Here is a 12237-nt window from a genome sequence, read left to right as displayed (position 1 = left end):
ATGAACATGACAATCAATAGCGAGCAACGCAAACAGTTCTTGCACAAAGAACTGAAGCGTCTTGGATATAAACAAAATGAGATTGAAAGTCTCGCAACAAAACCGCTCTATGAGCTCGAAATGCTAGTCATTACAGCCAAATGTGAGCGAGGGAACGATATTGAAACTTACAATGCCAGGATGGCGATTGAGGAGGAAGCAGAATGATTAAACTACAAATCCAAGACTTTTCAAATGGTAAAGAAGTGAACTTTGAAGCGGATAATTACACTGCTGAAGAAGTCGGTCAGTTGATCACTAAACTAGACATGTATATGCATAGAGGTTCTTTAAATCCAAACGGAAGACAAAGGGCTTCAGCAGTTGCACCATCATCAGTTAACAGAGCGATAGAACCAACTCATACTGACAAAGCGACCAATCATAGCAAGCCATTTCATCAAGATCAATCCATGTCTAAGTCAAACGATGAGAAGAAAACTATTCCTGCTCCCACGAAATCAACAGAACCAAAGAGAACGAGACCAAGATCAACTGCTCTTTTGAATAATGAACGGACTTTGAATGCGAGCATCGGAGAACACGTGAGCGTGATGGATCAAGTCAAAAGCATAGCCCTGGTTCAAAAGGAAAATCCGGAACCTGACCGCATGAAATGGAAGACTAAATTTCAATGCCCTGAGTGTGGATTGAAAGAGGACAAGCAGGTTTATAAGGGCTTTAGATACACCGCATGTGACAACTGTGAAACAAAGGTGAAAATCATGCCTGCTGATATGAAAAACGGTTGGGATCATGAAGATGAAGAGGGGTACTTGTACCATGCGAAAAGTCGTTATGTTTTAGGAGGAAAAGAACAATGAGATTTGTCGGCATTGATCCTTCAACGAAAACAGGGCTCGTGATTCAAGATGCAATGGGAAATGTAATTCTTACCAAAGAAATCACCTCAGTTGTAGAAGAAGATCCGCAACGCTTTATGGACTTGGCCAGCCAAATAATAAATTTAATAGAACCAACTGACTTTGTATGTATTGAAGGGTTTTCTTACGGTTCTAAAGGATCGTCAGTAGACACTCAATACGGCATTGGTTGGTTAATAAGGGCGAGGCTTATAAACAAAAAAATAGATTATGTTGACGTTCCTCCAACCACTTTGAAAAAGTTCGCAACAGGAAAAGGAAACGTTAAAAAAGATCAAATACCTGTACCTGTTTATAAACGTTGGGGATTTGAACATAAAAGTGACAACGTGATAGACGCATTCGTCTTGGCTCAAATAGCACGTTCATTAAAAACAAAAGTAGATTTAACAAAATATCAACAAGAAGCTTTGAAAAAAATTTCTTAATTACTAGGAGGAACAAAATATGTCTTTTATAAATTTTGATGGTTTCGTTAAAAAAGTGAATCACAAGCCTAAAGGCGTCACTGAATTGGTTCTTGAAATTTCAACGAAGGAGCTGGGAAACGGCATTCAAAACCTTGCTGAAATGATTGATAACGATGTGCGTGTTGAAATTGAGAGCGATATTGTCCGCTATAACGTGCAGATTAACGCAAACACTGAACGACCAATTGTAAATTATCAAGTGGATCAGAGCGGCGTGGTTCACATAGCTGATCCTGAGCCGGAACAGTTAGAGGCTGAACTTGGTTTGCCTGAAGAAAAACCAAAAATTGAAGAAAAACCGATGGAGATTAAGCGTGAAGTGGTGGATCAATTCATCATTGAAGGCATGGCTCCAGAACAGGAAGGTTTCCCAGAGAATATGGCTGACATTGCGAAACGGCGAATTGAGGGTGAATCATACCGCAAGTTGGCCACAGAGCTTGAGATGTCCTCCGGTGCAATCGTTGATCTGATCAATGACTACCGAGCAGCAGTTGCTCCGCTCGCTGAAACATGGTGGGACTGGAAGCAGGATCAAGCCAACGAAGCTGAACCGATGCAAACCAAGAATGAAGAAGCAGCTGAAGACGAAAAGGGTTCAGAGGATAGCGTTCCAGATGAATACGATCTTCCTAAAGATGATCAAAAAGATGAGGAAGACGGGGCTGCATAAGGTGGCACGCAAACGCTCAAAACGGTGGTTCTTGCTTTATCGCGAAGAGGATGGACAGCGCGTCCACCTCTATGAACCACTTAAAAAATATGAACTGCACAGTCGGATTAGGAAAGGATGGAGGATAGTCAGATGATTAATAAAATCAAATTCTTCTTCAAACACAAGCACTTCTTTTGCTTCAAATGTAGAAATATAGTTTCGGTGCAGCGTGGTTATTGGTTGGAATTTAGCACGCGGGTTTTCAATGGTCCTTACTGCTCGAAGTGTGGAAGGAGCTTCAGGAAATGAGAAAGATTGTAGAAGGCGATTGGGTGGAAGCTTTGGGTGAAGTTAATCGCAGAATGTTTCATATATCTGGTTACGTCGTGAAAATCTCTGAATATGAACTTTTAGTGAAGCCGCCTAAAGGAAAGTCTACGGCTGTTCCTAAACATTGGGCTAAAAACTTGGATGTAACGATCACTAAAGATGAATTAAAGGCTCTGATCGATTTGTCCTTAGACTTAAATGATGAACATCTCTTTAGAATGTGCGTACGTGATCTGCAAGCTTTTCTGGACAAATAAAAAGAACCAAAGCACAAGGCTCCGGCTCTAATGAATCTCGACAATTCATTATAACATGGGAGGCCTTGTGCGCATGAAGAATCCTTACAAACTTACAGACTCAACCATCTCCATTGATAACTTTATGACCAAAGGAGAAGTGAAAGTCATTATCCTAGATGGCCATTCCAATCAAGCATTTTTGGCCGAAGCACCCATTTACGGGAAAACGGAAATCACTACACGTGACGGCCAATTCACCAATTTGAATTACAGCAGTTCACACAAAATAAAATAGCAGGAGCTTCCTCCTGCAGGGAGGCAGTCAAAATGAAAGAAATCTGGTATTCAAAATCACCATTTGCTGAATTTTGTATTGTCAATACAGCGAGCGGATACGTTGCCTATTGGCGTTCTGATCTCTTAACAGATGCAAAATGGAGCGAGTATGACACATATCAATCCTATCCAGCAGCACGTCGGAATCTTGGTAAAGTCGGCTGTGCTGGAAGTATGAAAAGGGTTGAACGGTTGCCATGGGAAATCGTGGCATGACCTTGAAGGGAATATGTCTCACTAATGAGTTTACACCGCTAGATAAGGGCGTAGAGTACTTTCTCTTTCCTCTCGGTTCCGCTCATTATTATGTATCAAAATTTGATAGTCCTGGCTCACACTATGGAGCATTTGAAGCCAGGCATTTTTTAATAAAGCAAAAAGAACAACACCAGGAACAGCTGACACTGTTCTGAGGGAGGATCATATGGAGTTTAAACCACCTGAAAACATGTCATATGAAGGGCTTTGGATGGCTCTGAAAGACATCAAACGACGAATAGGGGATGCGGTGCTGTCTGGTGATCGCATCAATAGCCCTTACATCAAAGGACAAAGAACAAAAGCTGAAACAATTAAAGATGAGCTGCTGCGCCGATTTAATGAACAGGCCAAGCGAGCAGAGTGAAAAAAGAGAGGGAGATTATTGTGGAATTAAAGAATATTTTTGTTCTTAAAGTGTTAGATAGATTCACTTGTGGGAAGTGGGATCACTACCCAACGGCGGAAGAAACGAAACAAGCTCTACTTAAACAATTCGGGTCCTACACACAGTTAGGAAGTACCCCTATTACATTTGTAGTAATTAAGCAACAGACGTTTTATCAAGGCGATATACAAGATTTGCAGGAGGGCTTCTGATATGAAAACTGTGCCAGCGATTGTATTTAAAAACAAACGAACTGAACGCTATCTAAGCTATGGACCTGATTTTATGGATTTAACTGATCCTAATGGAGATGTAAAAGAAATTATAGATGCGTTGTGTCTCATTAGAAAAGATCGTGAGAAGCCAAGTGATCAAGATTTAACCGATTTTTACAACCTAGTGTCTCAACACAATGCTCCTCTTGATATTAATGATCTCACTAACTGTTACGATCCTGTTCATGTAGATTATACAACCGAAGAATTTGAAAGGATCAAGGCAAGACATGAGGAGGATGAATGAAGATGAGAAATACATTAGGAGACTTGAACAACCATTTATTTGCGCAGCTGGAGCGGTTGAGTGACGAAGACTTAAAAGGTGAGGAACTTCAAGAAGAAATTGAACGTTCCAAAGCTGTTACTGATGTGGCCAATCGCATAATTTCTAATGGAGCACTAGTATTACAAGCGCAAAAATTTCATACAGAGTACAAATCAAAAGATCTTGAGAAACCGAAAATGCTGGAGGGATAAAGGTGAGGTTATTCACTGAAGAACAAGAATCTTTCATCCGTTCACATGCTGCAGGTTTACTCAATCAAGAACTAGCAGATTTGATCAACCAGAAATTTGGTTTAAATGTTACTAGACAACAAGTGAAGACCTGGAAGCATAATCGTAAAATCTCTAGCGGTTTAAGCGGTTATTTCCCCAAAGGGCATGCACCGCTCAATAAAGGTACAAAAGGCATTTATAATGTTAGCGGAAATAAAACATCTTTCAAACCAGGACACAGGCCTTCAAATTACAAGCCTGTAGGTTATGAAAGAGTTGATCGAGACGGTTATATATTGATCAAGGTGTCTGATGATGGGCCTTCGCAAGAACGATGGAAACATAAGCATAAGGTGCTTTGGGAAGAAGAAAACGGACCGATCCCAAGTGGCCATTGTTTAATTTTTTTAGACGGGAATAAGCTCAATGTAAAACTAGACAATTTGCAACTCATCACCAGACAGCAATTAGTAAGGTTAAATCAAAACAAGTTAATTGCTAATGATCCTGAAATCACTAAAACAGGCATAGTGATGGCAGCTATATATTCTAAAATTGGCGAATTGAAAAGGGAGAGTAAACAATGAAGAAACTACTAATCACACTATCTATTATTGTTGCTTCGGTGCTTTGTGCGCCGTCTGCTGCGGCAGTAACGAGCGGATATAAAACAATTGGAGGACATACAGTCAGCGTATCAACGGATGCCAATTCATATACGCCGCGAGCCAAGAGTATTGATGTCACAGCAAGTAAAACGGGTTCTGAAACGGTATATTATCGTTTCACTTTGCAAAAACGAGTAGGTGGCAAATGGAAAGATCAGCGGTTCAGCTTGGTTGGATCATTTAAGAACGCCACACCTGCAAAAGAATTTTATATAGTCAATCACACATCCGGTACGCATCGTATCAAGATGACCATCTATAAATATAAAAATTGGACAGGCGTCAAAGGCCATATCTATACGCCGTCATTCGAGGTGCGGAAATGACAATTAAATTATCAAACCTATCAGATGAAACTAAACTAATCAACGAGAGCGGCTTTCTGCTCCAAACAGTCGCGGAAACAAAAGAAGACATTTTGGAACGAGGGGAGCATCATCACGAAGATACATGGTTTCTCTTCTTGCATGAAGACGTTTTTGGAGACGAAGTGGAAATAGATATTCTTCCTGACTGCTTTAAAGGATTTTTCAAATTTGATAGATCAGAACTTGTTGCTATCAAGGACAACATTCTACACACAAAAATGCACGGCCATAAGCTAACTGAAATCGAAAAAGGGATTCTTGAAAAGATTGAATCAGCTTTTCAGCAATTAGAAGAATAAATCATACGACATAGATCGGTGCAAAATTGCCTTGGTCTATGTCTTTCATTGTTTATAGAAGGAGGGTGAGAAACATGGGAGCTGAACAATTGTGTCTACTGCCAGGTATCGATGAGAAACAAGTAAGAAATGCTCTAATCAAGGAGCTGAAGGTCTATAGGGCCCTTAAGGTGAAGGAGGAAAACAGAAAGGAACAGCAGGCAAACGGCGCAACAGGCCTTTTTCCTTCTCTCAGGAACCAGGAAGTTTTAAATGAACTGAAGGTTCGACAGATAGAAAGAGCGCTAGAAAACAGCCTAGATGAAATTGAGCAAGACATCATCCGCATGAAGTATCTCTCATCACGATTCGTAAAAGATTTAGAGGTATGTGAAGAGTTGGGGCTGAAGAAGGACCGGTATTACAAATTGAAAAAGCAAGCGACGTTTAACCTTTCGACAGCGCTTGGAATCATTTAATTACTGCAAGAGTAAAGTCTTTAAGAAAAAGAGTAGGGGTAGTGTGAAATTAACCCCTCTCTTTGTAAGAAATCTTAGTGTATCTTTTATTAATCTTTAGAAAAAGTTTTAAAACTAAAAGTTGATTGTTATTGACTTTTTTACAGGTGATTTATTAGATATCACAGTTGCTGTAACTTCAACTTCCTTGGCTGAATTCTCTAATAAATTTAATTCTGATGAAAATCCTCCATCTTTATCAGTAGTAGATATTTGAGGTTTTAAAATACTTTCAGATGAACTTGATAAATTTACATTCACATGTTGTAAAGGAAGTGTATTGCATGATACTTTTCCTTTAACTTGAAAACACAAATCTTCCTTTTGGATAATTTCTAAAGTGATTTCAGGGCAGCTCGTTTTAACAATGAAATCTCCTTCTTTATAAACTCTTCTTCCGCATCCGCAGTTTCTAGCCATATTTACTCACATGCCTTTGCCAATTCTTTAATATTAAAAGTTTTGAACACACGTATCGCATGGGCCACCTGCATTTTTAAAGACGACATTGTCGACTAAAGCTTGACTCCCTGGAGCAGGGTTACCTATATTTTGGAAAGTGATACAAGCCGTAGTCGCTCCTGGTGGTGCACAAACTGTTAATGAATAATTTTGAAAGACACTTTGAGGTTGGTTAGATACCGCTATAATATGCGGAATATCCTCTGTAAATATTGGGTTAGTTGTCACTGTTCCTTCAGCAGTACCCGTATTAGTGATTAATGGTGGGCATGTTTGAGGTGGGAAGGAAACCGATGCAACTAATACTCCTCCTGCTCGCACATCACCTGCAAACGTAAGAGTAAAGCAGCAACCTTCTGAAACAGGAACAATTTGGTTGATAAAGCCAGGAGTTGCTACTGTTCCAACAGGAGGGTTAGGGTCTAAACCTAGAATACTAACCGATTGTATGGTTGGAGTTGTAGGACTTCCAACAAAACGACCACTATGAGCATCTGGGAAATCAACTACAGTAGCTGTAGCGGATGTCCATGATGCGGGTGGTGCCCCAGTAGCTGATAAATCAAATCCAGGGTTAGCTAATAGATTTGTACATGGACAGCAGGCTTCTCCAGTAGGGCCAGTAACACCTGTTGCCCCTGTAGCGCCAGTAGGACCGGTAGCACCCGTAGCCCCTGTAGCGCCAGTAGGCCCAGTGGCGCCAGTAGCCCCTGAAGGACCAGTAGGACCGGTGGCGCCAGTAGCCCCTGAAGGACCAGTAGGACCGGTGGCGCCAGTAGCCCCAGTAGCGCCAGTAGCCCCTGAAGGACCAGTAGGACCGGTAGCGCCAGTAGCCCCTGAAGGACCAGTAGGACCGGTAGCGCCAGTAGCCCCTGAAGGACCAGTAGGACCGGTRGCGCCAGTAGCCCCTGAAGGGCCAGTAGGACCAGTGGCACCAGTAGCACCAGGAGCCCCTGCAGCTCCAGTAGCACCAGTAGGACCAGGGGGACCCGCAGGGCCAGTAGCACCTCGTCTACCAGGTATTCCTGCAGGACCACGCCTTCCAGGAACACAAACTGTCTTTATACAACAACAAACATCTAACCATTCTCCACAACGACAACATCGCCTATAGCTCATTTGAACACACTCCTAAAAAAAATTGTAATCATGACATAATATTAGATAAGGAGAAATATGTAAGGGCTTTTTGGTACTTAAATATCTTTTGAAAAAACCGACAAAAAGGGGGATAAAAAGGGGACCTTTTTTCCTAAGTGGATCATCGTATGATAGAGACAAGCAAAACGAACGTGAATATTTTGTCCAGAAGGAAGAACCTGCGGACGCTGATCATTGAGCACTCTAAGTGCCTTGATTGGTGTCCGCTTTTTTTATTGGGAGACGCGCCTTTCCCTTATCAATGGCGTATCTGGATACGGAACAAAGGTGTTGAGGAATGTGGCCATACGAGAGGGACATTCTGAGCCTGGATAGCAGCTGGTCTGCGGCAGCCGTATCGAGGACAGTTTTTCATTTTAATTGATGATTGACTGTACTTGGCATCCTCTCGGAGTGTAGTCATCATTGCAAAATCAAAATCTATTTAAGCGAATAGCGTAAGGTGGTGCTTATTCGGCAAGGAGCGAGTGAAATGAAGATCAGGGATTCTGTTTCTAAAGAGACATTAAAGCAATTTAAAAGCATTGCTCCTGGTTCTAATAGTAAGAAGAGCGATGCTGATCCGATAACAAAGCGAGATTGGGAAGAAATCATGGGAACGAGACGCGAAACGTATCAAAGACAAGGGGGCCGTATCCGGAGGAAACGATAACCTAATGGGAACAGTCGTCTTTTGGGTGTATGGCTGCACGTGCTTTGGTGAGGGATAGGAGCGCAAAAATAAAAAAGGGAGATGATGAGCATGGCATCAGGATTTGGAGTGTCGGCGAACCCGACAAAAGCTAATCACAAAATTGGAGAGGATAAGGTCGTACGAATTGCGGTGCAAAACCACAACGACTTTAGTGCTGGTCCCAACCTTATTCCACAAAGAAAGGTTAATGGGAAGTGGGAGACAATTAAAACAAATTCCCCGAACCCGCTTAACCCAGGTGAAAAACTTTATGACCAATTTGACATCAAAGAATCATTCGGTAACAAGAAAGGCACTTATCGATTCAGAGTGGACGTAGAACGCTATGACAAAAAGGGCAATCATGTTGCAACCCTTGGAACATTCCACACTAGCGAATTTTACATCAAGTAAGCAGTTGATGCCGCCTTCAGGGCGGCATCATTTGTTTTTATAGGAGGAAACAGCGATGAACATCAAAACAATTCCCGTACATAAAATTAACCCATCACCATATAACCCCCGAATTGATCTGCAACCAGGAGATCCTGAATACGACTCTCTGAAAAACTCAATAAAAAAATTTGGATACATTGATCCCTTAGTATGGAATGAACGGACTGGCCATCTTGTAGGAGGTCATCAACGTTTCAAGGTATTGATGGAGGACAATCCAAGTGAAATTCTTGTATCAGTTGTATCGCTTAATGAACAAGACGAAAAAGCTTTGAATATTGCCCTTAATAAGATAGATGGTGATTGGGATGAATACAAACTCACTGAGCTAATTAAGGAACTAGAGAAATCAGGATATGATTTAAGTGCAACAGGATTCAGTGATACAGAACTAGAGGACATATTGCAGCAACTGGAGCATACAGGGCAAGGTGGAACTGTATCTGAAAGTAAAGAAATTGATTTAGATGACTTTGGAGACGATCAATTTGAACATACGTGTCCTAAATGCGGTTTTGCATACAATGAGTAGGTGACGACATGAACTATAGATGGAAATTGAGTGATCTTAAAAACATCCCTTCCAATGGGTTGAAAGTGTTCAGTACATTCTCATGCGGTGGTGGCTCATCTATGGGCTACAAATTAGCAGGGTTTGAGTTGCTGGGAAACTGCGAGATCGATCCGCAAATGATGAAAATCTATAAAAAGAATCACAAGCCGAAATATCCTTATCTCATGGACATTAGAGAGTTTAATCAGATCCCGCTCTCCGATCTTCCTGAAGAACTCATGAATCTTGATGTGTTTGACGGATCGCCGCCATGCAGCGTGTTTTCAACAGCCGGAAAAAGAGAAGAGGATTGGGGAAGAGAAAAGGCGTTCAGAGAGGGCCAAGCTGTCCAAAAACTAGACGATTTGTTCTTTCATTACCTAGATGCTGTGGAACGTTTGAAACCTAAAACCTTTGTAGCTGAGAACGTAAGCGGCATGATCAAAGGAAAAGCTAAAGGGTATGTGAAACTTGTCATAGAGCGTGCAAAAGAAATAGGGTATGACGTTCAGCTGTTCTTGCTGAACGCTGCCACAATGGGAGTCCCGCAGAGAAGAGAGCGGGTCTTTTTCATTGGCCGCCGAAAGGACTTGAACTTACCACCACTGAAATTGGCTTTCAATGAACCACCAATCACATATGGAGAGTTTAGAAGTGGACATGGGTCAAGGCTGAATGAATCGAGTAAAACGTATAAAAGATGGATTAAGCGGCAGCCATCTGACGGCAACATTGGAGACATAACTAAACGAACAGAAGGTAAAGAGCGGAATTTCAATACAGTATTAGTTAAAAACAGTTTAGTTCCGCCAACACTAGCGAGCGGTTCTGTCTTTATTAGATATGACGAACCATATTACATCTCAAAAAGGGATATTATTTTGATGCAATCTTTTCCGTTGGATTATGACTTTATGGATGCATCAACGCAGTATGTATGCGGTATGAGCGTTCCTCCAGTAATGATGAAACGGATCGCAGAACAGATACATTTGCAATGGTTTAAGTAAACAACATGAAATCATACAAGAGGTGTTTCAATTGATCATAAAAGATATACCCGTCAGCCAAATAAATCCCGCTGCCTATCATCCACGTGTTGATCTGAAACCAGGTGACAAAGCATACGAAGAATTGAAAGCGTCGATAGAGCATTTCGGATATATTGATCCGCTTATCTGGAACGAGAAGACAGGTAATTTAGTAGGTGGACATCAAAGGTTCAAAATTTTATTAGAATCGAACCCAACTGAAATCAAAGTGTCTGTGGTTTCTTTGAACGAAAAAGAAGAAAAGGCGCTCAATATTGCATTAAACAAAATTGAAGGCGATTGGGATGAGGAAAAACTGGAGGCTCTTTTATCAGAGCTGAAGGAAAACAATTTTGATACAAACATCATTGGGTATTCTCAAGAAGAATATGAGGAGCTGCTAGAAAACCTGTCTGTAGACAACGGAAATACAGTTGTAGAAGATGATGACTTTGATGTTTCTGAAGCTCTATCACAAATCAGTGAGCCTGAAACAAAGTATGGAGATGTGTGGCGGCTTGGCCGCCACACCTTAGTATGCGGTGATGCCACAAAAGCGGCTGACGTTGATCGTCTAATGTCGGGATATAAAGCCGATCTAGTTATTACTGATCCACCTTATAATGTGGCTGTTAAAAGTGATAGCAAGAAGTTGAAAGATGATGGCCATGCATCGATCTTAAATGATTCGATGAATGATGATCAATTTGATTCATTTTTAAGAGAGATTTTTCTTAATTATTCAAGGATCATGGATGATAAGGCGGCTATCTATATTTTTCATGCTGCATCATATCAACGTGCTTTTGAAAATGAAATGCGTAATGCTGCTATTGATATAAGATCACAATGCGTTTGGGTGAAAAATTCACCGACATTTGGTTGGGCACAATACCGATATATGCATGAACCTGTTTTCTACGCATTTAAAAGAGGTTATTCCCCTAATTGGTACGGGGATAGAAAACAAACTACAGTTTGGAGAACGGATTTGACAGAAGAAACTGGTCCTGCAACTGTGTGGGAGGTTTCGCGTGGTGACACATCAAAGTATGTACACCCAACTCAAAAACCACTTGAGCTAATAAATATCCCATTGAGTAATAGCAGTAAAAAAGGTGATAAAGTGGTGGATTTCTTTGGGGGAAGCGGGTCAACTCTTATGACATGTGAGCAAACAGATAGAGAAGCTTTTTTATTAGAGCTTGATCCGTACTTCTGTGACGTTATTAAAAAGCGATTCACGGAATTCACAGGTATCACTCCAGAGCTTGTTGACTCGTTGTAAATAAAAAAAGAGGGTGCTGACAACACCCTCCCTTCAAAGACAGAAAGAAGCTCCCTGCCTAAGAGCGTGATCAAGACGCGGCCGCGTTTGTGGGAAAATATCACGCTCTCAAACCATATTGTAATGGAGGACAGGGAGTATGACAAGAGAAAATAAGAACATTTGTTCTCGTTATGATGAAGAAAGAGAAGAAATGCTGCTTTTATTACAGGCTGAACAAGCTGAGGATATAGAGAAAGCCACTGCGAATTTAAGAAAGATCACGCAGGCAGGTATTGCACAATGGGTCAGAGATTTCAAAGCAGGAAACATCAAATTGACTACTGTGGAAGATCTGAAAAAACTCATTGAGTTAGAAATGTATTTACTCAAGAACGATGAAATTTGAAAACAACTCAAACTTAAT

General features: G+C 41.1%; 22 protein-coding genes. 20 read left to right on the top strand and 2 right to left on the bottom strand.

Translation table 11 applies throughout. The features are described 5' to 3' along the window. Positions 1-6: 6 nt before the first annotated feature. The 14 genes from ASG46_RS00355 to ASG46_RS00280 all read left to right on the top strand — a co-directional run bounded on the left by ASG46_RS00355 (position 7) and on the right by ASG46_RS00280 (position 6168). Positions 7-207: a hypothetical protein gene (locus ASG46_RS00355; RefSeq protein WP_056702519.1), complete on the top strand. Its 201-nt coding sequence runs from the start codon at positions 7-9 to the stop codon at positions 205-207. Then, the gene (locus ASG46_RS00350; protein ID WP_056702516.1) at positions 204-863 is read left to right on the top strand and encodes a hypothetical protein; all 660 of its coding nucleotides are present in this window, start codon (positions 204-206) and stop codon (positions 861-863) included. The genes ASG46_RS00355 and ASG46_RS00350 overlap by 4 nt, the downstream gene beginning before the upstream one ends. Next, positions 860-1351 (top strand): hypothetical protein, encoded by a 492-nt coding sequence (locus ASG46_RS00345; protein WP_056702513.1) that lies wholly within the window; start codon positions 860-862, stop codon positions 1349-1351. Before ASG46_RS00350 ends, ASG46_RS00345 begins: the two co-directional genes overlap by 4 nt. Before the next feature lie 19 nt (positions 1352-1370). Further along, the gene (locus ASG46_RS00340) at positions 1371-2066 is read left to right on the top strand and encodes a hypothetical protein (RefSeq protein ID WP_056702510.1); all 696 of its coding nucleotides are present in this window, start codon (positions 1371-1373) and stop codon (positions 2064-2066) included. A 287-nt stretch (positions 2067-2353) separates the two neighbouring features. Further along, complete coding sequence (locus ASG46_RS00335; protein ID WP_056702507.1) at positions 2354-2635, top strand: hypothetical protein; 282 nt, start codon at positions 2354-2356, stop codon at positions 2633-2635. A gap of 73 nt (positions 2636-2708) precedes the next feature. After that, the gene (locus ASG46_RS00330) at positions 2709-2912 is read left to right on the top strand and encodes an XtrA/YqaO family protein (RefSeq protein ID WP_056702503.1); all 204 of its coding nucleotides are present in this window, start codon (positions 2709-2711) and stop codon (positions 2910-2912) included. A gap of 32 nt (positions 2913-2944) precedes the next feature. Then, positions 2945-3169, top strand: a complete 225-nt coding sequence (locus ASG46_RS00325; protein ID WP_047946039.1) for a hypothetical protein — start codon at positions 2945-2947, stop codon at positions 3167-3169. A 208-nt stretch (positions 3170-3377) separates the two neighbouring features. After that, positions 3378-3578, top strand: a complete 201-nt coding sequence (locus ASG46_RS00315; protein WP_056702496.1) for a DUF6877 family protein — start codon at positions 3378-3380, stop codon at positions 3576-3578. 234 nt (positions 3579-3812) lie between these two features. Continuing rightward, positions 3813-4121 (top strand): hypothetical protein, encoded by a 309-nt coding sequence (locus ASG46_RS00305; protein WP_056702490.1) that lies wholly within the window; start codon positions 3813-3815, stop codon positions 4119-4121. Positions 4122-4123: 2 nt separating this feature from the next. Continuing rightward, the gene (locus ASG46_RS00300) at positions 4124-4354 is read left to right on the top strand and encodes a hypothetical protein (RefSeq protein ID WP_008360821.1); all 231 of its coding nucleotides are present in this window, start codon (positions 4124-4126) and stop codon (positions 4352-4354) included. A gap of 2 nt (positions 4355-4356) precedes the next feature. Beyond that, the gene (locus tag ASG46_RS00295) at positions 4357-4962 is read left to right on the top strand and encodes an HNH endonuclease signature motif containing protein (RefSeq protein ID WP_056702487.1); all 606 of its coding nucleotides are present in this window, start codon (positions 4357-4359) and stop codon (positions 4960-4962) included. Further along, a complete protein-coding gene (locus tag ASG46_RS00290; protein ID WP_056702485.1) occupies positions 4959-5369 on the top strand; it encodes a hypothetical protein in 411 nt (136 codons plus the stop codon). Before ASG46_RS00295 ends, ASG46_RS00290 begins: the two co-directional genes overlap by 4 nt. Continuing rightward, complete coding sequence (locus ASG46_RS00285) at positions 5366-5710, top strand: hypothetical protein (RefSeq protein ID WP_056702482.1); 345 nt, start codon at positions 5366-5368, stop codon at positions 5708-5710. Before ASG46_RS00290 ends, ASG46_RS00285 begins: the two co-directional genes overlap by 4 nt. A 74-nt stretch (positions 5711-5784) precedes the next feature. Further along, positions 5785-6168: an ArpU family phage packaging/lysis transcriptional regulator gene (locus tag ASG46_RS00280; RefSeq protein WP_056702479.1), complete on the top strand. Its 384-nt coding sequence runs from the start codon at positions 5785-5787 to the stop codon at positions 6166-6168. Positions 6169-6282: 114 nt separating this feature from the next. Here the strand turns inward: ASG46_RS00280 and ASG46_RS00275 are convergent, their stop codons facing one another. Then, positions 6283-6627 carry a hypothetical protein gene (locus ASG46_RS00275; RefSeq protein ID WP_056702476.1) on the bottom strand — a complete coding sequence of 115 codons (345 nt, stop codon included), beginning with the start codon at positions 6625-6627 and terminating at the stop codon, positions 6283-6285. 33 nt (positions 6628-6660) lie between these two features. Continuing rightward, positions 6661-7734, bottom strand: coding sequence for a collagen-like protein (locus tag ASG46_RS00270; protein WP_373870395.1), 1074 nt, complete (start codon positions 7732-7734; stop codon positions 6661-6663). 568 nt (positions 7735-8302) lie between these two features. Between ASG46_RS00270 and ASG46_RS00265 the strand changes: the two genes are divergently transcribed. The 6 genes from ASG46_RS00265 (at position 8303) to ASG46_RS00240 (ending at position 12219) form a co-directional block, all read left to right on the top strand. Continuing rightward, positions 8303-8482 carry a hypothetical protein gene (locus ASG46_RS00265; protein WP_056702470.1) on the top strand — a complete coding sequence of 60 codons (180 nt, stop codon included), beginning with the start codon at positions 8303-8305 and terminating at the stop codon, positions 8480-8482. 90 nt (positions 8483-8572) lie between these two features. Continuing rightward, positions 8573-8917, top strand: coding sequence for a hypothetical protein (locus ASG46_RS00260; protein ID WP_056702466.1), 345 nt, complete (start codon positions 8573-8575; stop codon positions 8915-8917). Between the two features lie 55 nt (positions 8918-8972). Next, positions 8973-9491 carry a ParB N-terminal domain-containing protein gene (locus ASG46_RS00255; protein ID WP_056702464.1) on the top strand — a complete coding sequence of 173 codons (519 nt, stop codon included), beginning with the start codon at positions 8973-8975 and terminating at the stop codon, positions 9489-9491. An 8-nt stretch (positions 9492-9499) separates the two neighbouring features. Next, positions 9500-10522: a DNA cytosine methyltransferase gene (locus tag ASG46_RS00250; RefSeq protein WP_056702461.1), complete on the top strand. Its 1023-nt coding sequence runs from the start codon at positions 9500-9502 to the stop codon at positions 10520-10522. 31 nt (positions 10523-10553) lie between these two features. Further along, entirely contained in the window at positions 10554-11831 is a 1278-nt protein-coding gene (locus ASG46_RS00245) for a site-specific DNA-methyltransferase (RefSeq protein ID WP_056702460.1), read from the top strand. A gap of 139 nt (positions 11832-11970) precedes the next feature. Further along, complete coding sequence (locus ASG46_RS00240) at positions 11971-12219, top strand: hypothetical protein (RefSeq protein ID WP_056702458.1); 249 nt, start codon at positions 11971-11973, stop codon at positions 12217-12219. Positions 12220-12237: the final 18 nt, after the last annotated feature.

It is taken from the genome of Bacillus sp. Leaf49 (assembly GCF_001426125.1).
Classification (GTDB): Bacteria; Bacillota; Bacilli; order Bacillales; family Bacillaceae; genus Bacillus; species Bacillus altitudinis.
Note: the sequence above shows the minus strand (reverse complement) of the source record. Positions and strands in the feature narration are given on the sequence as shown.